This window comes from Mesorhizobium sp. WSM1343 (assembly GCF_055901535.1).
This window is the reverse complement of record NZ_CM148370.1, coordinates 2725370-2752024: the sequence shown is the minus strand read 5'-3', so window position 1 is coordinate 2752024 and position 26655 is coordinate 2725370. Positions and strand designations below refer to the sequence as shown.

Annotated in this window: 25 protein-coding genes and 2 pseudogenes; 10 read left to right on the top strand and 17 right to left on the bottom strand. The window is 60.1% G+C overall.

Annotated elements, in window-relative coordinates; genetic code table 11:
* Nucleotides 1–23: 23 nt before the first annotated feature.
* From AC0NIL_RS13235 to AC0NIL_RS13225, 3 genes are read right to left on the bottom strand one after another with little or no spacing between them, the layout of a single operon-like run.
* Entirely contained in the window at nt 24–1130 is a 1107-nt protein-coding gene (locus AC0NIL_RS13235; RefSeq protein ID WP_063168756.1) for an ABC transporter ATP-binding protein, read from the bottom strand.
* Nucleotides 1130–1867, bottom strand: a complete 738-nt coding sequence (locus AC0NIL_RS13230; protein WP_063168757.1) for a GntR family transcriptional regulator — start codon at nt 1865–1867, stop codon at nt 1130–1132. Before AC0NIL_RS13230 ends, AC0NIL_RS13235 begins: the two co-directional genes overlap by 1 nt.
* Nucleotides 1867–3201: an aspartate aminotransferase family protein gene (locus AC0NIL_RS13225; RefSeq protein WP_127368868.1), complete on the bottom strand. Its 1335-nt coding sequence runs from the start codon at nt 3199–3201 to the stop codon at nt 1867–1869. The genes AC0NIL_RS13230 and AC0NIL_RS13225 overlap by 1 nt, the downstream gene beginning before the upstream one ends.
* Nucleotides 3202–3322: 121 nt before the next feature.
* Between AC0NIL_RS13225 and AC0NIL_RS13220 the strand changes: the two genes are divergently transcribed.
* The 8 genes and pseudogenes from AC0NIL_RS13220 (at nt 3323) to AC0NIL_RS13185 (ending at nt 11074) form a co-directional block, all read left to right on the top strand.
* Nucleotides 3323–4378, top strand: a complete 1056-nt coding sequence (locus tag AC0NIL_RS13220) for an ABC transporter substrate-binding protein (protein WP_473572326.1) — start codon at nt 3323–3325, stop codon at nt 4376–4378.
* 55 nt (nt 4379–4433) lie between these two features.
* Complete coding sequence (locus tag AC0NIL_RS13215) at nt 4434–5609, top strand: ABC transporter permease (RefSeq protein WP_473572327.1); 1176 nt, start codon at nt 4434–4436, stop codon at nt 5607–5609.
* Entirely contained in the window at nt 5606–6415 is an 810-nt protein-coding gene (locus AC0NIL_RS13210; RefSeq protein WP_082826529.1) for an ABC transporter permease, read from the top strand. The genes AC0NIL_RS13215 and AC0NIL_RS13210 overlap by 4 nt, the downstream gene beginning before the upstream one ends.
* On the top strand, nt 6412–7590 hold the full coding sequence (locus AC0NIL_RS13205) for a M20 aminoacylase family protein (RefSeq protein ID WP_063168762.1): 1179 nt from the start codon (nt 6412–6414) through the stop codon (nt 7588–7590). The genes AC0NIL_RS13210 and AC0NIL_RS13205 overlap by 4 nt, the downstream gene beginning before the upstream one ends.
* The gene (locus AC0NIL_RS13200; RefSeq protein WP_127385397.1) at nt 7590–9023 is read left to right on the top strand and encodes an NAD(P)/FAD-dependent oxidoreductase; all 1434 of its coding nucleotides are present in this window, start codon (nt 7590–7592) and stop codon (nt 9021–9023) included. Before AC0NIL_RS13205 ends, AC0NIL_RS13200 begins: the two co-directional genes overlap by 1 nt.
* A gap of 2 nt (nt 9024–9025) precedes the next feature.
* A complete protein-coding gene (locus AC0NIL_RS13195; RefSeq protein WP_164747152.1) occupies nt 9026–9388 on the top strand; it encodes an AraC family ligand binding domain-containing protein in 363 nt (120 codons plus the stop codon).
* 82 nt (nt 9389–9470) lie between these two features.
* Nucleotides 9471–9753, top strand: a pseudogene (locus tag AC0NIL_RS13190) (tyrosine-type recombinase/integrase); the annotation flags it as partial.
* Between the two features lie 132 nt (nt 9754–9885).
* Nucleotides 9886–11074, top strand: a pseudogene (locus tag AC0NIL_RS13185) (helix-turn-helix domain-containing protein).
* Between the two features lie 318 nt (nt 11075–11392).
* Here the strand turns inward: AC0NIL_RS13185 and AC0NIL_RS13180 are convergent.
* From AC0NIL_RS13180 to AC0NIL_RS13165, 4 genes are read right to left on the bottom strand one after another with little or no spacing between them, the layout of a single operon-like run.
* On the bottom strand, nt 11393–11794 hold the full coding sequence (locus AC0NIL_RS13180; RefSeq protein ID WP_473572331.1) for a ubiquitination-like system serine protease family protein: 402 nt from the start codon (nt 11792–11794) through the stop codon (nt 11393–11395).
* Nucleotides 11787–12965 (bottom strand): ThiF family adenylyltransferase, encoded by a 1179-nt coding sequence (locus AC0NIL_RS13175; RefSeq protein WP_473572332.1) that lies wholly within the window; start codon nt 12963–12965, stop codon nt 11787–11789. The genes AC0NIL_RS13180 and AC0NIL_RS13175 overlap by 8 nt, the downstream gene beginning before the upstream one ends.
* Nucleotides 12940–13209 carry a multiubiquitin domain-containing protein gene (locus AC0NIL_RS13170; RefSeq protein WP_473572333.1) on the bottom strand — a complete coding sequence of 90 codons (270 nt, stop codon included), beginning with the start codon at nt 13207–13209 and terminating at the stop codon, nt 12940–12942. Before AC0NIL_RS13170 ends, AC0NIL_RS13175 begins: the two co-directional genes overlap by 26 nt.
* 16 nt (nt 13210–13225) lie before the next feature.
* Nucleotides 13226–13465 carry a DUF2188 domain-containing protein gene (locus tag AC0NIL_RS13165; RefSeq protein ID WP_473572335.1) on the bottom strand — a complete coding sequence of 80 codons (240 nt, stop codon included), beginning with the start codon at nt 13463–13465 and terminating at the stop codon, nt 13226–13228.
* A gap of 134 nt (nt 13466–13599) precedes the next feature.
* Between AC0NIL_RS13165 and AC0NIL_RS13160 the strand changes: the two genes are divergently transcribed.
* Complete coding sequence (locus AC0NIL_RS13160; RefSeq protein ID WP_473572336.1) at nt 13600–13920, top strand: helix-turn-helix domain-containing protein; 321 nt, start codon at nt 13600–13602, stop codon at nt 13918–13920.
* Between the two features lie 131 nt (nt 13921–14051).
* On the opposite strand, the gene AC0NIL_RS13155 is transcribed toward AC0NIL_RS13160, so the two are convergent.
* From AC0NIL_RS13155 to AC0NIL_RS13135, 5 genes are all read right to left on the bottom strand, one after another.
* Nucleotides 14052–14249 (bottom strand): hypothetical protein, encoded by a 198-nt coding sequence (locus AC0NIL_RS13155; RefSeq protein ID WP_473572338.1) that lies wholly within the window; start codon nt 14247–14249, stop codon nt 14052–14054.
* Nucleotides 14236–15552: a hypothetical protein gene (locus AC0NIL_RS13150; protein WP_473572339.1), complete on the bottom strand. Its 1317-nt coding sequence runs from the start codon at nt 15550–15552 to the stop codon at nt 14236–14238. Before AC0NIL_RS13150 ends, AC0NIL_RS13155 begins: the two co-directional genes overlap by 14 nt.
* A gap of 901 nt (nt 15553–16453) precedes the next feature.
* A complete protein-coding gene (locus tag AC0NIL_RS13145; protein ID WP_473572455.1) occupies nt 16454–17863 on the bottom strand; it encodes an anti-phage deoxyguanosine triphosphatase in 1410 nt (469 codons plus the stop codon).
* 11 nt (nt 17864–17874) lie between these two features.
* Nucleotides 17875–18033 carry a hypothetical protein gene (locus tag AC0NIL_RS13140; RefSeq protein WP_473572341.1) on the bottom strand — a complete coding sequence of 53 codons (159 nt, stop codon included), beginning with the start codon at nt 18031–18033 and terminating at the stop codon, nt 17875–17877.
* A gap of 93 nt (nt 18034–18126) precedes the next feature.
* Nucleotides 18127–19524, bottom strand: a complete 1398-nt coding sequence (locus AC0NIL_RS13135; RefSeq protein WP_473572343.1) for a hypothetical protein — start codon at nt 19522–19524, stop codon at nt 18127–18129.
* An 862-nt stretch (nt 19525–20386) separates the two neighbouring features.
* Between AC0NIL_RS13135 and AC0NIL_RS13130 the strand changes: the two genes are divergently transcribed.
* Nucleotides 20387–20755 (top strand): helix-turn-helix transcriptional regulator, encoded by a 369-nt coding sequence (locus AC0NIL_RS13130; protein WP_473575004.1) that lies wholly within the window; start codon nt 20387–20389, stop codon nt 20753–20755.
* On the opposite strand, the gene AC0NIL_RS13125 is transcribed toward AC0NIL_RS13130, so the two are convergent.
* The 5 genes from AC0NIL_RS13125 to AC0NIL_RS13105 form a co-directional block, all read right to left on the bottom strand.
* Nucleotides 20736–21989: a tyrosine-type recombinase/integrase gene (locus AC0NIL_RS13125; RefSeq protein ID WP_473572345.1), complete on the bottom strand. Its 1254-nt coding sequence runs from the start codon at nt 21987–21989 to the stop codon at nt 20736–20738. The genes AC0NIL_RS13130 and AC0NIL_RS13125 overlap by 20 nt on opposite strands.
* 316 nt (nt 21990–22305) lie before the next feature.
* Nucleotides 22306–23868, bottom strand: coding sequence for a glutamine-hydrolyzing GMP synthase (gene guaA, locus AC0NIL_RS13120; RefSeq protein WP_063170137.1), 1563 nt, complete (start codon nt 23866–23868; stop codon nt 22306–22308).
* A 48-nt stretch (nt 23869–23916) separates the two neighbouring features.
* Nucleotides 23917–24585, bottom strand: coding sequence for a 5'-methylthioadenosine/S-adenosylhomocysteine nucleosidase (locus AC0NIL_RS13115; protein WP_013530372.1), 669 nt, complete (start codon nt 24583–24585; stop codon nt 23917–23919).
* Nucleotides 24586–24726: 141 nt separating this feature from the next.
* Nucleotides 24727–25185, bottom strand: a complete 459-nt coding sequence (locus AC0NIL_RS13110) for a PaaI family thioesterase (protein ID WP_013530371.1) — start codon at nt 25183–25185, stop codon at nt 24727–24729.
* Between the two features lie 140 nt (nt 25186–25325).
* Nucleotides 25326–26615 carry an RsmB/NOP family class I SAM-dependent RNA methyltransferase gene (locus tag AC0NIL_RS13105; protein ID WP_473572347.1) on the bottom strand — a complete coding sequence of 430 codons (1290 nt, stop codon included), beginning with the start codon at nt 26613–26615 and terminating at the stop codon, nt 25326–25328.
* Nucleotides 26616–26655 lie beyond the last annotated feature (40 nt).

Below are 26655 nucleotides of genomic sequence, written 5' to 3'. Positions count from 1 at the left end.
TCTCCCTTGTCTGCCTTTTGTTGTTATCTATCGAGAGCGAGGCAATCCTCACGACCACAGCCCAATCGAACCGCCTCGCCCGCATTGAGTTCGGACCGAGACGACGATGCGGCAAGCTTGACAATGAATTTCAGGCCGCCCGCCGTCACAGCGACGAGCCGGATGTGATCGCCGACATAGACGGACTGAACGACGGTTGCCGCGATCACGTTGAGGGCGGTGGAGCCTTCGTGCAATAAGGACATGCGCTCGGGCCTGATCGACAGCGTCACCCTGGCGCCCGTAGGGGGCGTCGCGCCAGGGGAAATGGCGTTCAACACCAGATCGCCATCGTCGAGATGGACGGCCACGCCACCATTTTCACCGCCGGCAAGCACGGTGCCGGACATGCGGTTGTTCTCGCCGATGAAGCTCGCCACAAAGCTGCCCGTCGGACGCTCATACAGTTCGCGTGGTGTCGAAAGCTGCTCGATGCGGCCGGCGCTGAACACCGCGATCCGGTCGGACATGGTCAGCGCCTCGGTCTGGTCGTGGGTCACATAAACGAACGTGACGCCAAGCCGGGCATGGATTTCCTTGATTTCGAACTGCATCTGCTCGCGCAGTTGCTTGTCTAGGGCGCCGAGCGGTTCGTCCATCAGGACAAGATTTGGTTCGAAGATCAGGGCGCGGGCAACCGCGACGCGTTGTTGCTGCCCACCCGAAAGCTGCGCCGGACGCCGGTTGCCGAATTCGGGCAACTGGACCATGTCGAGAACGTTCCTGACACGTTGCGTCACCTCCTCGCGGCCAAGTTTGCGGACCTCGAGTGGGAAAGCCAGATTTTCGGCGACCGTCATGTGCGGGAAAAGCGCGTAGTTCTGGAACACCATGCCGATGCCGCGACGATTGGCGGGAACGTTGTCGATGCGCTGACCGTCAATGAGGATTTCGCCCTCGGTCGTATCCTCGAATCCGGCAAGCATCATCAACGCCGTCGTCTTGCCGGATCCCGAAGGCCCCAACAGCGTCAGGAATTCGCCGCGCATGATTTCCAGGTCGAGCTGACGCACCGCCTGGACGGTCTGCCCGTAGCGCTTGCTGACGCCACGAAACTCGACATGAACCGGGCCATGCGGGGATCCGCCCATCACCGCGCCTGCGCCTTCGGATCACGGCGTACCGAAGCCGGGCGTTTGCGCGCAGGTTGAGCCTCAGCCGCCGCCGCGGCGCGAAGAATGATGTCGGCGGCCTCGCGCAGATCGGCAACCAGCGCCTTGCGCGCAGCCGCGCCATCGGCGCGACGCAGCGCCGCGAGCATTTCGTCGTGATGGTCCAGGCCCAGGCCGTAGGTCACGTCGGAGCGGACGATGTTCAGAAACGGTCCTGCCTGCAGCCACAATTTCTCGATGATCTGCTGGATGAGAGGTGAACGCGCGGCATGGTACATCGTGAAATGGAAGCGCCTGTTCAGGCCGAGATAATTAGCCATGACATTGCTCTCGACGCATTCGCGCATCAGCCCGTTCAGCTTCGCCAATTCATCGAGTTCTTCGGGCGTGATGGTCGTCGCGGCCCACTCGGCCGCCGTCCCTTCGACGCTGCAGCGCACACGCACCAGATCCGAAATACGCGCCACCGTGGCCTCAGGGACAATGACGCCCCGATTTGGGTGGTCGAACATCGCCTCGTCGCTGACGAGTTGCCGCAAGGCCTCGCGCACCGGCATGGCGCTGGTCCGGTACTGTTCGGCAAGCTGTCGTACGACCAGTCTCTGGCCGGGCAGGAAGTCACCGTTCATCAGTGCCTCCTTCAAGCCCGTATGTACACGAACATGAGCTGTCTTTTGCGCGGCCGAGCCGGCAGTGGCATCCTTGCGATCGAGCATCAGTTTGTCCGGCGCGGCAGTATTTTGAGGTTGCTCGACAGGAAATCGTCGAATGCGGCGGCGAAGCCGTCGAGTTCTGCGTCGCCAAATGGCAGTGACAACGCCAGCATGCCGCGCGGCGTCACGTAGTACCCTCGCAACAGCATCTCGATATGCCAAAGCGCAATCGCCGATGGATCGGCATCGTCGAGCCGCGCCGGCGTGTCCACCGGCCCCCTGACGAAATGCAGGTTCATCAACGACCCGCGCCCTATGACGATGCCCTCGACGCCATACCGCTCAAGGGAGACGTTCATCGCTTCACGCAAGCGATCGCCGCGCGAATTGATGGCGCGGCTCGCCTCTTGCGTCAGCACCTGCGTCAGACCGGTGAAACCAGCAGCCATGCTGAGAATATTGTTGTTGAACGTCCCGCCATGCGAAAACGCACCAGGCAAAGCAGGATCGAAGCGGTCGACGAGATCCGCGCGTCCACCGAATGCGCCAAAACTCGCACCGCCGCCGATGTACTTTCCGAGCGTCACGAAATCGGGAAAGATTTCATGTGCGCCATGGAGCGCGCGGTAGTCGAGGCGCGAGGTCATCACCTCGTCGAAGATCAGCAGCGCGCCGGTCTCCTTCGTCGCGGCGCGCAGCGCTTCCAGGAACTCACGCGTCGCCGGGATGCAGCCGCCGCCGCCCATCATCGGTTCGACGATCACCGCGGCAAGTTCGTCGCCCTGTTCCTTGATGAGCGCCACGGCGCCTGCACTATCGTTGTAGTCGGCGAAGACAAAGGGGAAAGGCAAATTGAGCGGTGAGCCGCCATGCGCGAAGGTGAGTACGCCGCCATGATAGCCCTCGCGGAAGGCGAGGATCTTCGAGCGCTGCGTGATGGCGCGAGCCGCCGAAATCGCCATGATGTTCGCCTCGGTGCCCGAGTTGCAGAAGCGCACGCGCTCGATGGCCGGAAAACGGTCGACCACCGCGGCAGCCAGGCGCGCCTCATAGCGGTTGGGTGCGCCCAACATGATGCCACCCTGTATGACGTCCACAAGGGCCGCCGAAATCGCCTTGTCGGAGTGGCCGTAAAAACCGGCACTGTATTCCGAGACCAGGTCGACATAGGTATGGCCGTCCAGATCGGTCACCCTGCAGCCTTCACCGGAAACAAACGATACGGGGAATGGCCGATACCATAGAACAGCCCTCGTATTGCCGCCCGGCAACGATGCCGCGGCCTCGTTCTGACGCGCCCGGCTGTTCGGGTTGGCGTCAGCGAAACGCTGTCGCGCCTCGTCCAGAACAGCAGCGAGACTGACATTGGCGCGCACGTCTCTAGTGCCTTGCAGCATTCGATCAAATCCCTTTGGCTTTTTCACTTTTTTACACCGTACCGTAAATTCCTGTTGCTAATCAATCAATTTTGCGTTTGAAATTTGATCAAATCTACAACGATAAGAAAGGGGAACTGCAATGAGGACTTATCTGCAAGCCGTATCTGCCGCCGCGATCTGCCTCGCGACCTCGGCTTTGGTCGCGTCCGCGGCCGACCCCGTCACGGTAGTCGGCTGGGGTGGTACATGGGACAAGGCCTACAAGGATGGGGTCTGGGACAAGTACACCGAAAAGACGGGCGTCCCGATCGTCATGGAAGAGTGGGGCGGCGAGGTCGCCAAGGTGCGTGCCCAGGTGCAGGCGGGCAACATCACCTATGACGTCGTCTCGGTCGAAGCGCCCGCCATGGAAGTCGGCTGCGCCGAAGGCCTGTTCATTCCGCTGACGCCAGAAATCACAGGCGACGCGGCCAATTATTTGCCGGGCACCCTGCACGAATGCGGCGTCGCGTCCGATACCTGGGCCACGGTCCTCGCCTACAACACAAATGTCTACAAGGGCGACGCCGCGCCGAAGAGCTGGGCGGATTTCTGGAACGTCGAGAAATTTCCGGGAAAGCGTGGCCTCTACCAGCAGGCGCAGTTCACGCTGGAAAACGCGCTGATGGCCGACGGCGTTAAGCGCGAGGACATGTACAAGGTGCTGGCCACGCCGGAAGGTATCGACCGGGCTTTCGCCATGCTCGACAAGATCAAGCCGAACGTCGTCTGGTGGTCCACCACGACGCAGGGCATCCAGAACCTCGACAGCGGGGAAGTGGCGCTCAGCGACGCGTTCAATGCACGCATCACCAACGAAGCCATTAACGAGAAAAAGCCCTACGCCATCGCATGGGACGCAGGCTTCTTCTACGGCACCGACTACTGGGCCGTGGTGAAGGGCGCACCGCACCAGCAGGGCGGGCTGGATCTCCTCAAGTGGTTCTCCATCCCTGAAAATCAGGCCGGCTTCTCGAAACTCTATGCCTATGGCACCGGCCGCAAGGAAGCCGCCGACCTCATTCCCGCGGATTGGAAGGCCAACCTGCCGACGTCGCCGGAGCACCTCCGGTACGGCGCCGCCTATAACAACGACTTCTGGACCGAGCACAAGGAAGCGCTGGAAGAACGCTTCAAGGCTTGGCTCGCGAAGTAACCCAGGCATGTTGGTCGGGACAAAGCCGGCTATAAAGCGGCGCCAACGGGGCGGCATGCTCGCCCTGTTGACGGCCCCGCTTATCCTGTTCGTCGTCATTCTGTTTCTGTGGCCGGTGGCGCGCTTCCTCGCTCTGGCCGTCGACAACTCGGATTTTTCGAACAACCTGCCGCGCACAATTGCCGCTCTGGCAGGCTGGAAAGCAGATAGCGGCCTGCCTGGCGAACCCGTCTTTGCAGCACTCGTCGAGGACCTGGCCGACGCGCGGCGCGCCGGAAAGGAAGGCGTACTGGCGCAACTCGTGAACCAGCGCGTCGTCGGCAGCCGTTTCCTCGTCATCAAGACGGCAAAGGATGCGGCCGACGGCAAGCTGACTATGCGTCCCGTGCGCGACGAGGTGCTCTCCAAACAGGCCGGCTGGAAAAATATCGATCTCTGGCAGGTCATCGCGCGTCAGCAAAGCGCGCGAACGGACTATTATCTGCTTGCGAGCCTTGACCTGAAGCGAGGCGCGGACAATTCGATCGAAGCCATTTCAGCCGATCGCGCCATCTTCGTCGACGCGCTGCTGCGTACGATCTGGATCAGCATCGTGGTGACCGTGATCTGCGCGGTGCTCGCCGTGCCGCTGGCGCAGGCAATTGTCAGCGCGCCGCCGGCCTGGTCGAAGCTCATGTTCGCGCTGATCCTGTTTCCGCTCTGGACATCGCTGCTGGTGCGCACCGTCATCTGGATCATCGTGCTGCAGAAGAACGGACCCGTGAATTCCACGCTGCTTGGCCTCGGCATCGTCAGCGAGCCGCTCAATCTCATTTACACACGCTTTTCACTCTACGTGGCAATGGTTCAGGTTCTGCTGCCCATGATGGTGCTCTCCGTCGTCGCCGTCATGCGGCGGGTTCCGACCACCTATATGCGCGCGGCACTGTCACTGGGCGCGCCGTGGCTCACAGCGTGGCGCCGCGTGCAGTTGCCGTTGATCCTGCCAGGAATCCTGTCCGGCGGGGCGATCGTTTTTGTCTTCGCACTCGGCTACTACATCACCCCGACGCTTGTCGGCGGGCCGACCGACCAGATGATCTCCAGCTACATAGCGTTCTACACGAACAGCACACTGAACTGGGGCATGGGTGCAGCGCTTTCGTTGCAACTGCTGATGATCCTCGTCCTGTTTGCATTCCTGTTCTGGACGGCGTCCGTCCTCTTCCGCCGCAAGGCGCATGTCGCATGAGCGCCGACCGCTTCCGGAAATGGCTGATGTATGCCTATGCGGCGACATTGCTGGCGTTCATCATCCTGCCCCTGCTGATCGTGATCCCCATGTCGCTGACCTCGAGCAACTCGCTGGCGTTTCCGACGCCGGGCTGGTCGCTGCGCTGGTATGCCGAACTGTGGGTCGACCAGCGCTGGCCGACCGCGCTGTGGAACTCGGTCGTCATCGCGCTGTCCACCACGGTTCTGGCGCTGCTGCTCGGCATACCGGCGGCGATCGGGCTCGCCTGGGGCGATTTTGCCGGCAAACGGATCCTCTATGCGATCATCGCCGCGCCCTTGGTGACGCCGGTCGTCATTGTCGGCGTCGCGGCCTTTTCATTCTTCGCCACACTGGGACTCGTTGGCAACAAGCTATCGATCATTCTGGTGCATACGGCCATGGCCGTGCCTGTGATGCTGACGACTGTCGTCGCCAGCCTTTCGACCTTCGACCGGACGTTGGTTCGCGCGGCGGCATCGCTCGGCGCCGGCACCATGCGCACATTCTTCAAGGTAGTGCTGCCGCTGATAGCGCCGGGCGTCATTACAGGGGCCATCATCGCCTTCATCATCTCTTTCGACGAAGTCGTCGTCGCAAGTTTCCTCTCGACGGGCGCAGAGCGAACCTTGCCTCGCATGATATTCTCCGGGGTGCGCGAGTCCATCAGTCCCGCCATCGCGGCCGTCGCCGTGCTGCTGATCGCTTTCTCGGCAATCCTGCTTGTGGTCATCGCCATCCTGCAGAGCCGCTCACAAACTCTTCGCGCAAAGGCATCGGCATGAGACTGGTACCCTCGGTGCAGCAACTAGAGACAGAGATGACGGCCTGGCGGCGGCATCTGCATGCCAATCCAGAACTCGGCTTCGAAGAGTTCGAGACGGCACGTTTCGTGGCGGACAAACTGCGCTCGTGGGGCATCGAGACGACCGAAGGTGTCGGCCGCACAGGCGTCGTCGGCACGCTCAGGGGCAGGCTCGGCGCTGGTCGCAGCCTGAGCATTCGCGCCGATATGGACGCCCTGCCGATGACCGAGGCGCGGCCGCTGCCGCATGCGTCCCGCGTCCCCGGGAGGATGCATGGCTGCGGCCATGACGGCCACACGACAATGCTGCTCGGCGCAGCGTCAGCACTTGTTCGCTCGCCCGACTTCGCCGGCACGGTGCATTTCATCTTCCAGCCGGCCGAGGAGGGTCGAGGTGGGGCGCTTGCCATGCTGGATGAGGGCCTTTTCCAGCGTTTCCCCTGCGATGAAGTTTACGCGCTGCACAATTGCGAACGGCCGCTCGGCGAGATCGCCGTCCACCGCGGAACGGTGGCCGCGGCGGCCGATCGCTTCGAGATCGTCGTCCACGGCAGGGGCGGCCATGCGGCGACACCGCATCTGGCGATCAATCCACTCCCCATCGCCGCGCGCATCCTGCTCGCAATCGAAGCCCTGCCCGGCCGCCTGACCGATGTGCACGCTCCGGCAATCGTCACCGTTGGCAGCCTGCGCGCAGGCGAAGCCTTCAACACCATCCCCGATACGGCGTTTCTGACCGGCACCGTGCGCACCTTCGACCATCAGGTTCAAAAGACGCTGGAGACGGCAATCCGCCGCATCGCGAAAAACGAGGCTGAAGCTTTTGGCGCCAGCGTCGACATTCTCTATGAAACGCCCTTCGCGCCGACGATCAACACCCCGGCGCAAGCCGATGCGATGATCGCGATTGCGAACGAGGTGATGGGACCGGAACGTCTCGTCGTCGATCCGCCTCCCGAGATGGGCTCGGAAGATTTCTGCTACATGTTGGAACAGCGGCCGGGCTGCTATTTCTTGCTCGGCCAGGCCGACGATGCGCATCAGGCTGCGGCTCACGACACCAACTACGACTTCAACGACGCAATCCTGCCGATTGGCGCCAGCCTTTGGGTCAGGCTGGTGGAGCGCCGCCTGTCGGCCAGAGGCGCATCGTGATGCAACTGACGGAAAAGGACATTGTTTGGCGAAGCCATTGGCTGCGGCAGGTCCTGCCCGGGGACCCAGACCTTTCGCCTCCGCTCGAAGAGGCAACGCAGGCCGACATCTGCATCGTCGGCGGCGGGTATCTTGGATTGTGGACCGCCATCCGCCTCAAGGAGCACAATCCAGGCTTCGATGTTGTCATTTTAGAGCGCGACATTTGTGGTGGTGGCCCGAGCGGCCGCAATTCCGGAATGGTGCTTTCGGCATGGACCAAATACAGCGCGCTTGTCGCCCTGCGCGACGGAACCGACGCGCTTTCGATCATCAAGGCATCCGAAGCCGCGATCGGCGGCATCGAGGCTTTCTGCAAGGTCGAGGCGATCGACGCCTGGTTCGATCGCATCGGCTGGATCTGGGGCGCGACGTGCGAAGCACAGCTTGGCGCCTGGGACGACGCGTTGAACAAGCTGGCGGCGCATGGCTACGTGCCTGCGCGACGCGTTTCGCGCGACGAGATCGCGGCGATGGCAGGCACGACGAGCCACCTCGGCGGCGCGTTCGACGCTTCGTCGGCAACAGTGCATCCCGGATTCCTGGTGCGCGGCCTGCGTCGTGCAGCGCTAAAGCGCGGCGTTCGGATCTATGAAAAGTCGCCGATGAAGCGGTTTTCACGACGGGGCAAGCTCACGGTGGAAACGGCGAAAGGAACTGTATCCTGCGGCAAGGTCGTGCTTGCCATGAATGCCTGGTCCGGCGCGATTCCGGAACTGGCCCCTGCGATCTTCAACATCTCCAGCGACGACGCCATGTCACAGCCCATTCCAGACCTTCTCGACAAGATCGGCTACCGCCGGGCGCCGCTGATGATCGATTCCCGCGTCTTCGTTGGCGGTTGGTCTCCGACGCGCGATGGTCGGCTGTCCGTCGGCGTCAGCGGTGGCGTTATTGGCTTCGGCGGCATCGTCGACCAGCGTTTCCATGGCCAGTCCCCCCGTGTCGCCGAAATGCGTCGCGCGCTGCGGGACGGCCACCCGGCGCTCGCCGATTTTCCGCTCGAGACATCATGGAACGGCCCGATCGACCGGACGGTGAGCGGCGTGCCACTTTTCGGCGCTTTGCGCGCCAACCGCGATGTCGTTTACGGCTATGGCTTTTCCGGCAATGGCACGACAATGGCTTATATCGGCGGCGAGATCCTCACCGGCCTGTTGACTGACGGTGAATCGGAACTGACGCATTCGGCGCTGGTTCGTCCGGTAACGCGCGGTTTCCCGCCCGAACCCTTTCGCTTTGTCGGTGCACATTTTGTCCGCGGCGCTGTGCGTCGGCGTGACGATTTCGAACATGCCGGGCGCAAGCTCGATCCGGTGACGAGATGGCTCGCCGGGCTGGCTCCGTCCGGCGTCACTCCCTCCAAAGCCAATCTTCGCGCAAAAAAGGGATGACGATGTCCAAGGCCAAGATTTTCAAGCACAGCGAGTTGACCCTAAAGCCATCGGTCACGCCGACCGGAACGTCTTCGATCGCGCGCGTGATCAATGCCGAGATCAGCCGGACCATGGGCGGCGGCATCGAGTATCTGGAGAACGCCTCGATCGACTGGACCGTGACCTATGACGAGGTGCTGTTCATCCATGAAGGCACGCTGACGATCGAACTGGATGACGGCCGCCACGAATGCCGCCCTGGCGACATCGTCTGGCTGCCCAACGGCACCCACCTCAAATACATCGCCACCGAGCGTACCGGCTATTTTTACTGTCTGTACCCATACGACTGGGCAGCACGGCAAGGGACGGTAGAACCTTGAAGTGGCAGGCATATCATGGATTGGCCTTTCACGGCGCAGTTCCGGGGTAGCGAAACTGCTGTTTTGGCATCTCCGCGCCGACCGGCGCGGCGAAACAGTTCTAGTCACGGAATATGGCCAACCTTTCTCGCCGAAATCTCTGACCGGTGCTATGACCCACTGGTGCGCTCTCGCGGGATTGCCGAAGGGCCTTACGCTGCATGGTCTGCGGAAGTCACTTGGGGTCTATCTCGCCGAAGCGGAGGCATCCACCAGGCAGATGTTGGATGTCTCGGCCATGACGACATTGACCATGCCGAACTCTATTCCCGGGAAGCGTCGCAGGTGCGTTGGCTGTGCAGGGCATGGACCGAGTCGTACGGCTGGTAACGCGCTTGGCGAACCTCGTGGCGAACCTGTCAATAAACCCATTGATAATAATGCCCTTCCCGAGAGATGGGTGACAGTTCATTCCGGATAGATGGGTTACACTTTCGGCCCTTTGCAAGGAGAGCAAGGTGCCTTGGAGGGAGTGTAACGTCATGGAAGAGCGGCTGAAGTTCGTCGCCCGGCTGCTGGACGGCGAGAAGATGGCGATGCTTTGCCGGAAGTTCGATATCTCGCGCAAGACCGGCTACAAGATCCTCACGAGCTACAACGACAGCGGCCTGGAGGGGCTGACGGACCGATCGCGGCGGCCCTATCGCCACGCCAATCAGCTTCCGTTTCAAATCGAGAAGCTGATTGTGCGCCTCAAGCAAGACAAGCCGACATGGGGTGCGCCGAAGATACGCGAGCGGCTGGCCCGGCTGTATCCGGATGTGCACCGGCCCGCGATCTCGACGGTGCATGCCGTGCTCGACCGCCACGGCATGGTCGAGCGCCGCAAGCGCAGGCGCAACAGGGCGACGGGGACACCATTTTCAAACGGCTGTCGCCCTAACGATCTTTGGTGTGCCGACTACAAGGGCGAGTTCATGCTCGCCGATCGGCGCTATTGCTATCCGCTGACCATCACCGACTTCGCCAGCCGTTATCTCATCGCCTGCGAGGCGCTCTCGACCACCAAGGAAGCCTATGCCTTCACCGTGTTCGAAAGCGTTTTCAAAGAGTTCGGCCTGCCCAGCGCGATCAGGACCGACAATGGCGTTCCCTTCGCCAGCCCCCAACGCGCTGTTCAATCTCAGCAAACTGTCGGTCTGGTGGCTGCGCCTGGGCATCGACATCGAGCGCATCAAGCCGGGCCGTCCGCAGCAGAATGGCCGCCATGAGTGCATGCACCTCACCCTCAAGAAGGAGACCACCAAACCGGCCGGCGCCAATTTCCTTCAACAGCAGGCCAGGTTCGATGACTTCATCGACGAGTTCAACTCACAACGCCCGCACCAGGCGCTCGACATGGACTGCCCGGCCGAGCGCTACACCCCCTCAACGCGTCCCTACACCCGCTTGCCCGATCTCGACTACCCGTTTCACGACAAGGCCGTCACCGTCACCACCTGCGGCCGCATCTGCTATAACCGCAAGAAGATCAACCTCAGCCTTGTCTTTGCCGGCCAGACCGTCGGAATCAAACAGGTCGAGGACCATATCTGGCTGGCTAGCTTCATGGACTATGATTTGGGATATTTCGACGATGAGACATGCAGGCTCGAACCACTCCAAAACCCCTTCGGGCCAAAAGTGTTACCCATGTCTCCGGTATAAACCGTAACCTATGTGTCCGGAACGGACCTAACGATAATGGTGGGCCCGGAGGATCTATCAAAATCGATGAATTTACTGAGTTTTTCGTGGGCCAAAATAAGAAATCTTCCCGTATCGTCCCGTATACTCCCGTGGCGCAACGTCCAGAGCGATGCTCCAGAATGACCGAAGCCTCCACGACTGCGGACAGGCAGCTTTATTAGGAAAATATGATTGCGAAAAAGCCGCGTTTAGTCACGCTCTGTCCGTAGGAAAAGTACGGCACGATCAGAGCCTCAGTGCACAAGAAAAATGTCACACTGAGGCTCACCGAGGCGGCTATAATCCGAACAGGCGCCTGACAAGCTGCCATATATTTGCGAAGAAGCCAGGCGCTGGTCTATGGGCCTCATAGTAGGCCTGCCTACGCCTGTCATCCCTCAGCATGCCTGCGACTGTCTGGGCGGCCGTCATTTTGGGCTCCCATAAGATGCGTCCGTCGCGGATGACGTAGTGGGAATTGCAGGGCAGTTGCCCGCTGCCGATTGACGGCTGGAGCGACGGCCGTCCATCACATTCGCTAAACCGCCACTCTGCAGGTCCGAGAGGTATGGCAACCTTGCCCCCGCAGCCGCAGGCGCACAAGTGCACTGCAACCTGATATTCATCAGACACATACAGGACCCCTTGATCCAGCTCCCTGGGTACGAAATGGACCTTTTGAAGCCGGATATTATTCATAGCGCGGCTCGACGAAAAAACGAGGCAGGGTTGTGTCCATCAAGATGTGATAAGCCGGATGCTCCTCGACGTAAAATCCCCGGTATTGCTTGTACCGGATCACCGCAATGCAGGCGTTCATCGCATTCAGCTCGGAAATCTGAATGTTGGTGCGATACTCATCGCCAGCCTGATCAACGGTCTCAGCTAGAGCTTTGGCCCTGATCGCTTCGGCGTTCTCAGGCAGATAGACAGTCGCGCGGAGCATGCCTGCCAGCGCGCCCTGCTGTCGGTTCAAACCCATGCCGACGTCGATGAATGGGATTTTCAGACCAATGAGCAGGTCGAAAATTCCGGCGCGGGCCGATCCCTTGTCGACGCAGACAAAGGCAAAGGTGACGCCTTCCAAATCGGCAGTCGACCATTGGTCAATGAATTTCCTTTCAAGCTTCAACCCGCTCCGAAAGTTGTCATAGCGATCCTGGTAAAGCTCAGCCTTGGCCCGTTTAAAATCGACTTCCTGAAGTCGACCGGGAGACCGATAGGCGTTGTGGACGTGGAACACGTCGGCATCGAACCCGCGGATTTCCTGCACATTCGTCTTAACCATGAAGTCGAGCACATACGCACCGGTTCCCCCGAGTCCTATGATCGCGACGACCTCGTCCTTGAACCGCGCTGCCAGATCGCCGATTTCCGCACGGCTCGTCAGCGTGTCTTGGTACGTGAAGACACTGTCTGCGACCACATCGTGGTCGACTGCGAAAGTGAGGGGAGTCGCCTGCTGGTAGCGGCTCATAGCGGGACCGGACAGCAGAGCCACGTAATGCTCGATTTTCTCATAGAAATCCGGGAAGCCGCTCGGCGGTTTATTCGAGAACGAACGCTCGACCACTAGGTCGTCCTTTGACAGGGGCAGAGTCCTCGGACCACCGCCCAGGTTGGGGATCGGTCGCCCGTCGGCCTCATAAGGAACCCCGCCAGCGAAGAAGACCTGATGGTCGTCTTGCTGGACCTTCTCTGCGTCGACGAAGACAAGCTTGGTCACGAAAGCGCCCGTGCACAGCTCCAGCTGCGCGTTTAGGTAGGGGATGTCGCGCACAACCAAATATCCGCTGTCGAACCGGAGCGCGAAGCCCCGGTCAAGCAGCCGTTTTATGTCGGGATTATGATTCGCTAGTGCGATTAACACGGAACGCCATCCCATCTTTTGCCTTGACGGAGCCTCCGGGGGAGAGGATTCCGTCTCGGTCGTTGTGGCCCCGGGTGTAGGTGACCGAATAAGTCGCGCCCGGATTTTGGGGATAGTCCGGATAGGCATTGGTAACGACCTCGACATAAGTCAGTTCGTCTTTTTTCGGCACCTCGTGCGGCGTGCCGTTCACCACGATCGTGATGGACTTGTCGTGGCCTTTGTTATCATCTTCCTGCGCCATTGTGCTGTCCTTTCGCTTAGCCGCGTGGCGGATTGGGGTCGTGGCCGTGGCTATCGCTCTGCGCGATCTTGCCGTCCCGGTTGTGAATCTTGAGTTCGGTCGTTTGGTTGCGGCTGACGCCGCGGCCGAAGTCGACCGCCTCCTTCTTGGTGTCGAAGTGACCGGACGACCGCTGGCCTCCGCCCCTCTTCACGTCCCAGCCGCCATCGTGGTTGGGCACCACGTGATGCGTACCGGCCGCCTTGTGTGGCGCCATATCTTGTATCCTTTCGTCTGTTTCGGTATCAGAAGTATGTCTACTCCGAACAGATATGACGTTTAGCATGTCGGTTGTCAAGCACTCTCTGTACTGCTACTCTGAACAGAGGAACGCGAGAGAAAGAGGCAACCGTGACCACGCCGCTAGGCAACAAGATTCGCACACTGCGCAAAGGCAAAGGCTACACCCTGGACAGGCTTGCGGAGCTCGCTGACTCCAGCAAGAGCTATATCTGGGAGCTCGAGAACAAGGAGCCGCCCCGACCGTCCGGCGACAAAATCAGCAAGATCGCCACGGCGCTCGGCGTCACCACCGATTATTTCCTGACCGACGATGTCGAATTAGAGGACGCTGCAGATCAGGCGTTCTACAGGGAGTACAGAGCGCAGCGGCCGAAGACCAAGGCACGCCTGCGCCAGATGTTCGCGGTCATCAAGGACGATGAGCAGTAAGCGGGTCCGAACGCTGCGGCAATTGCAGTTGCGGCACTTCTCAACGCGTGGTTCGCATCCATCGATGTTCGGCGGGTCGTCTCAGAGTGCCGGGCCGCCGTTTCTGAGACGACGACCTGTTCTGGGCGAACTCAGCTCCCGTGGTTGCCAGAACGATGTGATTTAAGCGTCGCCCGTATCTTGGAGGACCCTTTGAAGACGTCGCGAATCTCCTTTTGGGTATCCGCAATGCTGCGGGCCAGCTTTTCCGGCAAAGGCTCAGGTGCCAGGCCCTGCCTCTCCTCTTCACGATTGATCAGACGCTTGAATGCAGAATTACGCTTCATCATCGCGGCTCTCTGTCATCATCAGATTTGATCGAACGCGGTGCACGTACCGAAGGTTCAATTCGGGCTCGAAATAATGTTTCCGCTTCACCCAAATGAAGCCGTCGGCCCGCGAAATGACCGCGACATCGATCGGGCCACCAACGGTCTGCATGCCACGCGAGACGTGACGCTTCAATGACGTCAGGTTAACGAGGGCCTCCGCCATCGAGGCCAGCTCGGATTTTGGCATGAATTCGACCATGTCCTCAATCTCCTTACGGGATTGTGAACGGATTTCCTCAAATTCCTCCTCACGCAACCTTTTCTTGAAGGCTGTCTCAGCCTCGCCAGCTTGCCGGATCAGTAATCGCCGCTCCGCCTCGGGCATATCCAGTTGAGCAATGATATCTTTCGAGATGCTTGAAATCGTGTTGTTCACGAAGGTCGTTATGTGTCTCTCGATACCCTCATCGAGGCCGTACAGGAACCGTTCGACCATTTCCCTCTGCGCAAACGGCAGGACACGCGACCGCTCGCCGTCGCGATCAATGTCGACGAAGTTGGTCCGCGCGTATTTCAACTTTCCGAACACCACGCCATCGATTTCGAAGGAGATCAGTGAAGGGAAGAGGTCCCTAGACCCGAACCCGGCGATGACGATGCCCGTTTGCGAGCCCGTCCTGGTCTCGCTCAAAACCGCGCGCTTGGCCAGAGCAACAACGCGATCGGTAAAACCCCGATCGTCCGCACGCATAAAGCTCTGTCCAACGATTTCTCGGATTTGAGTCTCACGACCTTTTGTAATCCTCGGAGCGGGACCGCCGATGAAGCTGGCGGGCCTGACACGCCGGTAAATCTGCTCGAACGTCGCCAGCACGAGATCAACAATTCTGTTGAGTTCGGTCTCCAGATGCATGCTTTTCTTGAAGTCCTTCAGCAGACGTTCAAGCCTTGTCGTGATGCGCTCGTTGATCTGGCGGATCAACGGCATGAGGATTGATTCGACCGCAGCTGTCTGGACCTTCACCGAGGCATCGTTTCCCCACGCGTTGAGATACGTCAAGAAATCCAGTGCCGCATCTTGCAATCTAGGGAAGGACTTGCAGTCGCGTCGATAGTCGCTGATCAGAATCTGCAGCGGCGCCTGCATGAACTGCATGCCGTTGTAAATCATGATCCCTATAGGGTCCCGATGGGACAAATCGAACAGCTTTTCGGCGGAATCGTAGGTCTTTTCCTCGACATCAGCCGCCGAAATCGTGACGGCGCTATCAGCGGCCAAGGCCACTGCGGATTTATTTAAGATCGCGATTTCCGCTGTCATGGCGCTACAGCGTCAATTGGCCTTATGTTGAAAAATACTGAAGCCGGGTCGGCCTCAGACTGAAAACGTGCCCACATCAAAAGCCGCCCACTCCCCATAATTCAGCTCGAATCTTTCGTGAGATTACGCTGCTTTGCTGGCAAGGGAAGTGGTTACTTCACTATTCTTCAACAAAATTGCCGCCAAGCTGTGACAGCGTGTCTTGGCGTGCTCCTAGAGTAATAAACGCCCCAGACGGCCGCGCATCAAATTGAACTCGGCGAATGCGGGTTCCAGAAACCACGCTGCCCGGCTCGAAAGACCGAGTTGAGGCGCAGTGTCCTGGCAGCTAAGGGCCGGGAGCGGAATGTCAGCATTGATTTTGTATGCCACCGAGCAGATGGGACGCAGTCGGCCGTCAGGCTACTCCACCCACCAGGTGGGGTTCGGAGGACCCCTCCCTCACTGACCTCCAACTCATCGCAAAATTCTCGAGTTTCATCGGCTACGCGACTTGAGTCGCAAACGAAGACGCGAGCTTGCTTGACGCTTACGATCACTACATCATTTCGAACGAATTCCGCCTACTCGTCAGGATTGCAGTGACACACCTGTGACAGGAATGGCGTTCGTCTCTTGCACAGGTACAGCTGGGACGCGGGTTGCGCTTGGCGTCGTCGAGGAGGACTACGATTTCCTTAGATCGGTCTTCTGCTACGCCGCTGATCTGCTGTCCGTCTCCCGCCGGGAATTCGACGCGTGGCTATGGAGGCGGGAGGCGTCTGTATCGAACCCCCAGCTAGTGTTTGCCTTTTGACTGGAAATCATTGAAGCATTAGCGCGCCTCATCGCCACCCGATGTTCCGTCAGATACGGCGGTAGACAGCGAGCGCCGCTCCTCCTCGATTGCGCAGTCATTCGACTAGATCGGCTTAAAGATGCTTTCCGCTGTATCGGACCGAAGCCGTGCCCAGAATTCCACAGCATACCTGTCCGTCATCCCGGCGACGAAGTCGCATATGTGGCGGGCTTTCAATGCCTTGTCTTTATCGGCATCCTGAACCTGCTTGCGCACGTCGTCCGGCATGAGCAGATGCCCGTTCTCCTTCTCAAGCGCGTCGAAAATATCTTCCACCAGCTGGGTGCCGCGGTATTCGCCGAGCTTGACCCGGTTCGAGTAGATCGTCGACAGATACGTGTACTGCTTGAGGATTTCGACTTTGATGCGCGTACTCTTGACCAGCTTCACCGTCGAAAGCGCCGGAAACTCTTCGTTGATCGTTAGCTCCACGTCGTTGATGAATTCGTGGACCAGTTCCGAGGAAAGCTTCATTCTCTTCCCTGCGTCCATGTTTAGATCACGGGAAGCCCTTATCGCATTGATGAAATTGGCTATATCAGCCTGCTGCCGTTCATCCTCAACATCCGACGTCTTGGTTTCGCCTGTCGCGAAGATGTCACTGAACATGGCTACGAACGTCGCCTGGACCTGCTGCATAGAGATGGTCTCGCCGATCTCGTCCTTCAGCTCTTTCGTTACGTCCTTTGCGACCCTCCCGAGCAATTCGTCATCAGTTCCTAAGATTGACGCCGGTGTCAGGAAACCCGCTTTGAGGCTGTCTTCCAGATCGTAAACGGAGTAGGCGATGTCGTCCGCGATATCCATGATCGCGCATTCGACAGTCTTGAACTTCGTGTTAGCCGGAACCTGCGTTCCACCCAGGACCTTCTGTTTAATGTCCGCGACAATCTTTGCCTCGGACGCATAATACCCCTTTTTCGGCTTGGTAGCCTCCGGGCGTTCTGTCTCTATCTCGACGTCGTATTTCAAGACGGCAGCCAGTGTACGAAAACACAGGTTCATGCCGGCACGCACGTCACCATCTACAGGCTGTTCGTACTTCGCCTTCTTCTCAAGGCGGCTCAAGATGCGTAGCGTCTGGGCATTCCCCTCGAACCCACCATACATCCTCATCTTCCCATCTAGCGCTCGCTCGCCGTTGTGGCCGAAAGGAGGGTGTCCGATGTCGTGAACAAGACCAGCCGCCGCGCACAGCCTGCTGTCGATCTTCCGATCACCTAGAGCTTCGTCGTATAGATGATTCAGGCGGTCCGCGATACCTTCCGCAATTTGCGAGACTTCGAGCGAGTGCGTCAGCCGGTTTCGGAAGAAGTCGGACTCGTGTCCGGGAAAGACCTGCGTCTTCCCTTGCAGCCGTCTAAAACTGGCGCTGTGGATAATCCTGCCGAAATCCCTAACGAAGGGTGGTCTCCAGGGGTCCGAGTCCCCGGCCTCGCCATTCTGGCGCTGCCGGTCCTCATCGCTGTACATCTTCACGCGCACTATCGGCGCACCTGGGCCTGCGCGCGCACCAACTCCTGTGCAGCCTTCTTCGCTTCCACCTCGCGCTTGAGCTGCATCCCGAGCCGTACGGCTTCACGAACACTCTCCTGCTTAGCTTCTGCAGCCTTTCGGGCTTCGATTACTGCCGTGTATGCCATATTCTTCCTCCTGTGAGCGCTGCGAACGAGGTATAACGAGCATGCGCCTTGTTGGTTTAAGTCCAGTTTTTCGAATACCCGTCTTCAGAAAGACTACCGGGCGCCTACGCGCGCCGGAACCCGTGCTTTCCGCAAAACATCCGCCAGGTGACTAGTCAGGCCGATTCTACGGTCGAGGTTAATGCCTGTGTCTGGCTTCAGGCTGGAGGAGAGCGACCGAAGTGCCTCCAATCCTTGAGAGACGTCGAAGTCCACCCACTCGCCTGCATCGCCGGGCACGATGACGTCACCGTCCGATACGCTGGCCCCGCTATGCAACTGGACGATCCAAAGCTCCGCTCCGTCGAAGACCCATTCGAATCTGGTCGCGCCAAGAGCACCGACTAGCCTGGCATGGACGTCACGTACCCGTGCAAGAACGCCATCGGGAACCGGTTCGGGATCTGCCAGTCCGACCATAAAGCGGTCTCCGGTTCCTTTGATCCCCTCGACCACGAGAACACCAGTCGATGTCTCGATCGCCGCACCTGACCACTGCGCCGCGACGCCCTTCTGCGAAAGCACCGAAGAGATGGCGGTGCCGTCAGGATCCTCAGCTTGGAGCAAGGCGAACGGATCTTGCCATCCCCGTGCGGTGGTGAACTTGCCGGGCACCTGCTCCCGTGGGCTAGTTCGTATCCATACCTCTTCAAGACCCGTAGCCCGGCCAAATGAAAAGGGTGCGACTCGCCGGCCTATGACCGTGGTTCTCGGAACGGGAAACCCGCTTATATCCGCGATCAGAAGCCCATAAGCCTTGTCGCCGATCATGCGGCTGAAATCGTTGGGCCACTCGGCCTTGACCAACCCGGCCGAGAAGAAGTCCTCGGAATGCTCCCAGAAGATCACGTTGCCCTTCTTCCAGCCCCGAGGTCTGGGATGCAGACTGAATTCAAGGCGTCCGTTTCGGCCGTCGGCGAAATCGACTTCCACTCCGTAGACTGTCTTGAAGAGCTGGACAGCCTTGTCCGCGGGAAGGCGCGCGAACCCGGGATTTTCTACTCCGCGAGGCGTCATGTCGGGGCGGAACTCGACTACATCACCCATCACGACGCCCGAGATACCACCGTCCGAAACATCGATCGTCTCGTTGACAATCGTGAAGGCCCCCTCGTCGGCCATGCGCTCGACCGCGGTCACCGCAGCAGCGGCAGTGTCCAGGCCGTAGACAAACTCGCGGCTTTGGGATTGATCAGCGCTAAAGCTGCGAACGTTTACCGTGCCTTCGGAACTGCGCTCGAAAAGAGACTGTATGGCATCGGCGACGGATTCGAACTGATGGTTTGCCTCGAAACCGGCGATGCGGCAGAACTGCTGCGCGGGTCCGCCGACTGCCGGCGCGAAGCTTACGAACTGCGCCACGTTAAACGTTTCCGCTAGCCGGTCCAATGTTTCATCTTTTCTGAAGACCGCTACGTCAGGTTGATCAGGCTTGTTATGCGAACCGCCCAAGTCACTTTCCTTTGAATCCACAACGCCTCAACACGCCGTGCGTGCCTGTCTTGTTTATCCTATCCGCAAGTTTCGCAATGGCCAAATGACGTTGGCTCACGCCCCCGTAATCTCCCCAACTTTGAAAGGCGGCCAACTTGTGCGGATGGGCAATGGACGGCTCAAGCCGCCGCGATAGCAAAACCAGAAAGCTACTCTTTTTTCACTAGGTCTGCGGAACAAATAGAGAACATCTGACCTTGTGTCAAGCTCTCACGCCCAAGGCCCCAAGCACCATATTCAAATTGCGCGCCTCGCTCCTCAAGATCGCTTATTTGTGGACGTTGCCGACGCGATCTGGCCGGCACATCTGCCCGGTCGTGTTCGAAACTTTGCTATTGCTGAATGTCCATTATGAGGGCGCAAAACAGTTATGCTAAGGGGTGCCGTCGTCGAGCAGAGCACGTTTGAGCTCGCGTGATCGAACCCGCAATGGATGGCACGGTGCTCCGTCCCGTCCTCGAACGGCGAGGCAGTATGAGAGATGGCGGCGCGATCATCGGGACTATCACGCGCCGCGACGATCAGGTTCATTCCGCAAGCCGAGAATCGGAGCGATGAGGACCTGGATTCCGGGGCTACATGAATCCACCCGACGTGGAGCTATGCAAAGGGTTGACCCTGAGCGAAGACGACCGGTCCAAACGGCCCAAGAGACAGAACGCATTTGGGACACAGTCGCGAAGTCGGTGTGCTCGTGAGCAAGACCTAGGCTTCATCGCAAAGCTCGCCGGTTGGTCGAAGGAGACGATGTGCTCGTAATTGAGAGGTATACTCAGATTGGAGCAGATGCGCGATCATTGGCCGGAAGGAGCCCTTCGGTATGCAAATGGTCAAACGGCAGAAGCAAACTCAAAGCGAAAGCTGCCAGGACATAGAGGCCGCGCCAGCGGGTCGCCCCCTTCCGGTTCTACCGCACATTGAGGAGCGACAGGTCGTGCGAACTGTTCGAAGATCGCAATTGCGAGCAATCGTCCCGCTATCGGACACGACCATTTATGAAATGGAACAACGAGGCGAGTTTCCTCGACGTTTCAATCTGGCCCCCCGCTGCGTCGTTTGGGACCTAGGAGAAGTCGAAGCCTGGATTCAGGAACGGCGGAACGCGTCCTCTGCTGGTTCAATCGAACTGGCCCCGGGACCAGACGTGCGGTCACGAAAGACGAGACCCGTCAAATCGGATCGAGGATGACGGCTGCCCCGGAAATCGGCTGCAGTGTTGGTGCGTGTTTATTGCCAGCCGTCCACGCTTCAATCATGTCGGCCCATTCCTGCAGCATGTGGCGCCGCTGCGGTTCGTATTCAGCCTTGTTATAGACGCCGCGGGAGGAGCGACTGTCTTCGTGGGCAAGGCATTTTTCGATCCAGTCGCGATTGAATCCGATCTCGTTCAGTAGGGTGGAGCCGGTCCGCCGTAGATCGTGCACCGTAAAGGGAGCAAGCGGCAGATCCTGTTTTTTTGCGCGGTCTACAATCGCCATGGTAATCCGATTGAAAGTCGCGCGCGACAGGGGTTCGTCGGCGTCGTAGCGAGATGGAAGCACATATCGAGAGGTAGCAGCGCAGGTCTTCAGCGCAATCATGATATCGAGGGACTGGCGGGAGAGGTAGACGTTATGTGGCTTCTTCCGCTTCATTCGCTCTTTGTGAATGCTCCATACGGCGTTCTCGAAGTCAACCTCATCCCACGTCGCGTCCAGAAGCTCACTTTTCCGAACCATCGTGAGCAGGATCAGCCTTAGCCCCAGCCGAATGGTTGGCAAAGTCGGCACATTTTCCAACTCTTTGAGCATGATTCGAATTTCTACGGGTGACAACGCGCGGTCTTTCGCCTCGAAGGTGGCTATCGACGCCGGTCCTACCTCGTCCGCCGGATTGGCGATCTTCTCGCCTTGCAGAATGGCATAACCATAGACCTGCTTAATGATATCCCGGACATGAATTGCCGTTGCTGGTGCGCCCCGGCCCCTGACCTTTGCACAGAGCGCCCGCAAATCGTCCGCTGTTATTTCTGTGAGGAGCCTTTTATCCCAAACCGGCAAGATGTCTCGATCGAAGACGGCTTTGCGCATGGAGCGCGTGCTGTCCGCCATCTTCGCCTCTTTAAACCATCTTCTGCCCGCATCGCCGAACGTGCCAGTCTCAGACAGGCGCCGCTTTTGACGCTGCTTTTCCTGGGCTGGTGATTTTCCGGCGGCCACCATTTTTCGTGCGGCAAGACAGCGGTCACGCGCCTCTGCTAACGTGATGCCTCCCTCACCATAGCGGCCCAGCGTCACTGTCTCTCGCCGACCATTCACTCGGTAGTCGTATCGGAACGATATTTGCCCCGTGGGAGCCACGGTCGCGTACATACCGTCACGATCGGTGACTTTGTATATTTTATCTTTTGATTTCAGCTTCTTAAGTGCGATGTCGGTGAGCATAGGAGGAGAAGGGTGGGGCGCATCTAGGGTTGTTCATGCCTAGTTTTACCGTCATTCGTTTTACCGTCAAGGCTCTGCGAGAGCCCATTCAATTCAATACTTTGCCTCGAAAGACGCCAACAGGCTTGAATCCGGCGCAGTGACGGCATCAGTCTGTAGGGAAGATGGCGCGAAAAGGAATGCCGTCAGATCTACCGCCAAATGATTCCGCTTAGGGGCGATAGTCAGCGATAGACGTAGAGACCAAAGCAGCTTAAATTCAAGCGCTTAATGACGTTTCGGCGATAGTCGCCGAATGCTGGCGAACGACCGAGCTTTATTCCCACTCGATTGTTCCAGGCGGCTTCGACGTCACGTCGTAGACGACGCGGTTGATGCCGCGGACTTCGTTGATGATGCGGGTGGCAGCAGCCCCCAGGAAGGCCATGTCGTAGTGGTAGAAATCCGCCGTCATGCCGTCGACCGAGGTGACGGCGCGCAGCGCGCAGACGAACTCGTAGGTGCGGCCGTCGCCCATCACGCCGACCGTCTGCACCGGCAGCAGCACGGCGAATGCCTGCCAGATGGCATCGTAGAGGCCGGCTTTGCGGATCTCGTCAAGATAGATGGCGTCGGCTTCGCGCAGGATCTCCAGCTTTTCGCGGGTGATGCCGCCGGGGCAGCGGATGGCGAGGCCCGGGCCGGGGAATGGATGGCGTCCGATGAAACTCTCGGGCAGGCCAAGCTCCTTGCCCAGCGCCCTGACCTCGTCCTTGAACAGCTCGCGCAGCGGCTCGACCAGCTGCATGTTCATGCGCGCCGGCAGGCCGCCGACATTGTGGTGCGACTTGATCGTCACCGACGGGCCGCCGGTGAAGGAGACACTTTCGATCACGTCGGGATAGAGCGTGCCTTGCGCCAGGAATTCGGCGCCGCCGAGTTTCTTGGCCTCTTCCTCGAACACCTCGATGAACAGCCGGCCTATGGTCTTGCGTTTTTTCTCCGGATCCGACTCGCCCTCGAGGGCGTCGATGAAACGGTCCGACGCGTTGACCAGAATGAGCGGCAAATTGTAGTGCTCACGGAACATCGCCACCACGCCCGCGGCCTCGTCCTTGCGCATCAGGCCGTGGTCGACAAGGATGCAGGTCAGCTGGTCGCCGACCGCTTCGTGGATCAACAGCGCGGCAACGGAGGAATCGACGCCGCCCGACAGCGCGCAGATGACCTTGCCCTTGCCGACCTGCTTGCGGATCGCCTCGACCGCGTGCTCGCGGTAGGCGCGCATGGTCCAGTCGCCCTCGATGCCGGCGATGTTGTGGACGAAGTTCCTGAGCAGCCGGGCACCGTCGGGCGTATGCACCACCTCGGGGTGGAACATGATGCCGTACATCTTGCGCTCGATGTTGCCGAAGATGGCGAAGGGCGAGCCCTCCGATTTGCCGAACACCTCGAAGCCGGTGGGCAAGGAGATGACGCGGTCGCCATGGCTCATCCACACCTGGTGGCGCTGGCCGGGCGCCCACAGGCCCTCAAACAGCGGGCTGTCCTTCTGGATCTCGACGAAGGCGCGGCCGAATTCGCGATGGTCGGAGCTTTCGGCGACGCCGCCCATCTGCACGCACATGGCCATCTGGCCGTAACAGATGCCGAGCACCGGCACGCCGGCGTCGAAGACGATCTGCGGCGCGCGCGGACTGCCGATATCGCCGGTCGAAGCCGGGCCGCCGGACAGGATCACGGCTTTCGGATTGATGCGCTTGAATGCCGCTTCGGCCGACTGGAACGGCACGATCTCGGAAAACACGCCGGCCTCGCGGATGCGGCGGGCGATGAGCTGGGTGAACTGGCTGCCGAAATCGACAATCAGGACGGTATCGGGATGATTGGCTGTTTTCATGGCGAGCGTTTAGAGAAAGAAATGAGTCGACGCAATGGGTTGCGAGTTTCAGAGCGGTCTGGCGTCTTCATGCGGCGAATCTTTCAGAAGCGTGCCCGAACCGATGGCCTGTTCGAGCCGCATGACGGCCTCCGCCAGCTTCTCATCGATGACTTCAAGATATTCGGTCCAGTCGCCGACATGCCTGAGATCCGCCGCCCCGTCGGAAATGCCGCGCAGCCCGATCAGCGGAATGTCGAACAACTGGCAGGCGCGCAGGCAGGCGAAGGTCTCCATGTCGACCATGTCGGCGTTAACAGCATCATAGGCCGCACCGGTGATGATCGCGCCGCCGGTCGATAGCGTCGCCTGCTTGATATCAGGTATCTTGAAGGGCAATGGCACGGTCACCGGCAGGTCGAGGAAGGGTGTGGCACCCTTCTCGAAGCCGAGCGGCGAAGCGTCGATGTCACGGTAGCTGACCGAAACCGCCTGGTAGATTCCCGTCTGCTCCAGCGTCCGGCTGCCGGCTGAGCCGAGCGACACGACGAGGTCGGGCAGGGTTTTTTGCGACTTCAGCCAGGAGAGTTCAGCGCCTAGCCTGACGCCGGCCTCGACCGGACCGACACCTGTCATCAATGGCGTGAACAGCTGCTTGAGATGCGGACCGTATTCGGCCTGCGCCGCCATGACGAAGAGGACGTCCTTGCCCGACAGGCGGCGAATTTTATCGGTCATGATGATTTGCTCCTCTCCGCCCGATCACCTGCTTATCTGCGCCGCCGCTCGCCGGGACCCGCTGCCTCCGGCAGCTCCCGGCGTCCGTGGCCTTTCATCGTGCCACCGGCACGATGAATTCGCCTGCGGCGAACCGGCCACTCACCCTTCTATCCCATCACGCCCGACCACCGTCATCATCGTTCCGGTCATGGTGGCGATCAGCTTGGCCTCGCCGTCGGCGGCAAAGGCGTAGGCCTGGCCGTCGGCGACGATGATGGTGCGGCCTGGCTTGGTCACCGAGCCGCGGAACAGGAAGCGCTCGCCCCTGCCCGGCGCCAGCAGGTTGACCTTGAACTCGATGGTCAGCACGCCGGAATTTTCCGGCATCAGCGAAAAAGCGGCATAGCCGCAGGCCGAGTCCAGCGCGGTCGAAATGACGCCGGCATGGAGGAAGCCGTGCTGCTGGGTGAGTGCCGCCGAATAGGGCATCTCGATCTCGATGATGCCGGGCGTCACCAGCGTCAGTTCGGCGCCGATCGTGGCCATCGCCTTCTGGCGTGCGAAGGAGGTCCTGACGCGATCCTCATAGTCCGGGGCGGGTACGATCTTTGCTGCCATGGCCGCTGCCTTCCTTTATGCGGATAAGCTTATTGCAGAGGCATGGACGGCAGGCAAATGCTTTTGCTGCACTGCACAATCGGCCTGGCCTGCCGGCTGGCGCAACGCATCCGCCAGGAATAGGCGACATCCGATCGGATTCAGGCCGACCTGCGCAACGCACAGAAGTAAAACCCGTCGGTGCCGCTCAGCGCCGGCGACAGCGAGATGTCGCCTTTGGCGCCGATGCGCGCGGCTGCCGGATGGCCGGGAAAACGGCTGTCCCAGAGCTGGCGGTGGTCGACGGGAACAAAGCCGCTGTTACGGTCCCGAAAGGCCGCGATCTGCTCGCCATTCTCCTCATCAAACACCGAGCAGGTGATGTAGACCAGCAGGCCGCCCGGTTTGACATAGGCTTTGGCCGCATCGAGGATCGCCGACTGTTCGCCCTTGCGGGTATCGAGCTGCCTCTGCGTCAGCCGCCATTTGGCGTCGGGGCGGCGCCGCCACGTGCCGCTGCCGGTGCAGGGCGCGTCGACCAGCACGATGTCCATGTGGTTGCCGAGCGGCGCGAGTTCCGTGGGCTTGGTGACCACCTGCACATTGCGGTTTTCCGAACGACGGATGCGGTCGAAGATCGGCGCCAGCCGTGCTTTCTCCGCATCGTGGGCAAAGATCTGGCCACGATTTTCCATCGAAGCCGACAGTGCCAGCGTCTTGCCGCCGGCGCCGGCGCAGAAATCCAGCACCTGCATGCCGGCTTCGGCCCCGGCAAGGGCGGCCGCGATCTGCGAGCCTTCGTCCTGAACCTCGAACCAGCCCTTCTGGAAGGCCGGTTCGGCCTGCACATTCGGGTGCCGGCCATCGCCGTCGATCGGTGGAATGCGGATGCCGTGCGGGGCGATTGCCGCGGGTTTGGCGCCGGTTCCCGTCAGTTCGGCCAGCACCTTGTCGGGGTTGGCCTGCAAGGTGTTGACCCTGAGGTCGAGCGGCGGGCGCGTCGCCAGTGCAGCGCCCTCGTCGGCCCAACTCGGGCCGAAGGCTCGCTCGAAAAGCGGCGCGCACCAGTCGGGAACATCCGCCCGCACCGCGTCCGGCGCATCGGCGAGCCGACCGTCGGCGATGGCCTGAAGCTCGGCGGCGGTCAGCAGCGGCGGTGCGAACTTGTCACCATCCAGCGCCTCGTTGAGCGACTGGGCCGTCTGCCCCCATTCGAGCAGCAGGGCGCCGAAGCCAATGGCGCGCGGCGTGTCCTGCCCCAGCAGCCAGCCCGCGGAACGCTTGTGGCGCAAGGCGTCATAGACGATGTTGCCGATGGCCGCACGGTCGCCGCCGCCGGCGAAGCGATGCGACAGGCCCCAATCCTTCAGCGCGTCCGCCACCGGCCGGTGGCGCCGGCCGATGTCTTCCAGCACTTCGATGGCCGCAGCCAGCCTTCCGCCCAGTCGCATTGTCTTGTTCCGTCACGCAGAAAATTATTCCGGCCCTGCT

What these genes read in the sequence shown, in the direction of transcription:
- AC0NIL_RS13155 (WP_473572338.1), bottom strand. Translation starts at nt 14,249, where the DNA reads ATGATGAAGCGTAATTCTGCATTCAAGCGTCTGATCAATCGTGAAGAG.
- AC0NIL_RS13230 (WP_063168757.1), bottom strand. Translation starts at nt 1,867, where the DNA reads ATGCTCGATCGCAAGGATGCCACTGCCGGCTCGGCCGCGCAAAAGACA.
- AC0NIL_RS13235 (WP_063168756.1), bottom strand. Translation starts at nt 1,130, where the DNA reads ATGGGCGGATCCCCGCATGGCCCGGTTCATGTCGAGTTTCGTGGCGTC.
- AC0NIL_RS13115 (WP_013530372.1), bottom strand. Translation starts at nt 24,585, where the DNA reads ATGACCGATAAAATTCGCCGCCTGTCGGGCAAGGACGTCCTCTTCGTC.
- AC0NIL_RS13125 (WP_473572345.1), bottom strand. Translation starts at nt 21,989, where the DNA reads ATGCTCACCGACATCGCACTTAAGAAGCTGAAATCAAAAGATAAAATA.
- AC0NIL_RS13145 (WP_473572455.1), bottom strand. Translation starts at nt 17,863, where the DNA reads ATGTACAGCGATGAGGACCGGCAGCGCCAGAATGGCGAGGCCGGGGAC.
- AC0NIL_RS13170 (WP_473572333.1), bottom strand. Translation starts at nt 13,209, where the DNA reads ATGGCGCAGGAAGATGATAACAAAGGCCACGACAAGTCCATCACGATC.
- AC0NIL_RS13200 (WP_127385397.1), top strand. Translation starts at nt 7,590, where the DNA reads ATGCAACTGACGGAAAAGGACATTGTTTGGCGAAGCCATTGGCTGCGG.
- AC0NIL_RS13210 (WP_082826529.1), top strand. Translation starts at nt 5,606, where the DNA reads ATGAGCGCCGACCGCTTCCGGAAATGGCTGATGTATGCCTATGCGGCG.
- AC0NIL_RS13140 (WP_473572341.1), bottom strand. Translation starts at nt 18,033, where the DNA reads ATGGCATACACGGCAGTAATCGAAGCCCGAAAGGCTGCAGAAGCTAAG.
- guaA (WP_063170137.1), bottom strand. Translation starts at nt 23,868, where the DNA reads ATGAAAACAGCCAATCATCCCGATACCGTCCTGATTGTCGATTTCGGC.
- AC0NIL_RS13225 (WP_127368868.1), bottom strand. Translation starts at nt 3,201, where the DNA reads ATGCTGCAAGGCACTAGAGACGTGCGCGCCAATGTCAGTCTCGCTGCT.
- AC0NIL_RS13130 (WP_473575004.1), top strand. Translation starts at nt 20,387, where the DNA reads ATGCAAATGGTCAAACGGCAGAAGCAAACTCAAAGCGAAAGCTGCCAG.
- AC0NIL_RS13195 (WP_164747152.1), top strand. Translation starts at nt 9,026, where the DNA reads ATGTCCAAGGCCAAGATTTTCAAGCACAGCGAGTTGACCCTAAAGCCA.
- AC0NIL_RS13165 (WP_473572335.1), bottom strand. Translation starts at nt 13,465, where the DNA reads ATGGCGCCACACAAGGCGGCCGGTACGCATCACGTGGTGCCCAACCAC.
- AC0NIL_RS13205 (WP_063168762.1), top strand. Translation starts at nt 6,412, where the DNA reads ATGAGACTGGTACCCTCGGTGCAGCAACTAGAGACAGAGATGACGGCC.
- AC0NIL_RS13105 (WP_473572347.1), bottom strand. Translation starts at nt 26,615, where the DNA reads ATGCGACTGGGCGGAAGGCTGGCTGCGGCCATCGAAGTGCTGGAAGAC.
- AC0NIL_RS13150 (WP_473572339.1), bottom strand. Translation starts at nt 15,552, where the DNA reads ATGACAGCGGAAATCGCGATCTTAAATAAATCCGCAGTGGCCTTGGCC.
- AC0NIL_RS13110 (WP_013530371.1), bottom strand. Translation starts at nt 25,185, where the DNA reads ATGGCAGCAAAGATCGTACCCGCCCCGGACTATGAGGATCGCGTCAGG.
- AC0NIL_RS13220 (WP_473572326.1), top strand. Translation starts at nt 3,323, where the DNA reads ATGAGGACTTATCTGCAAGCCGTATCTGCCGCCGCGATCTGCCTCGCG.
- AC0NIL_RS13215 (WP_473572327.1), top strand. Translation starts at nt 4,434, where the DNA reads ATGCTCGCCCTGTTGACGGCCCCGCTTATCCTGTTCGTCGTCATTCTG.
- AC0NIL_RS13180 (WP_473572331.1), bottom strand. Translation starts at nt 11,794, where the DNA reads ATGAATAATATCCGGCTTCAAAAGGTCCATTTCGTACCCAGGGAGCTG.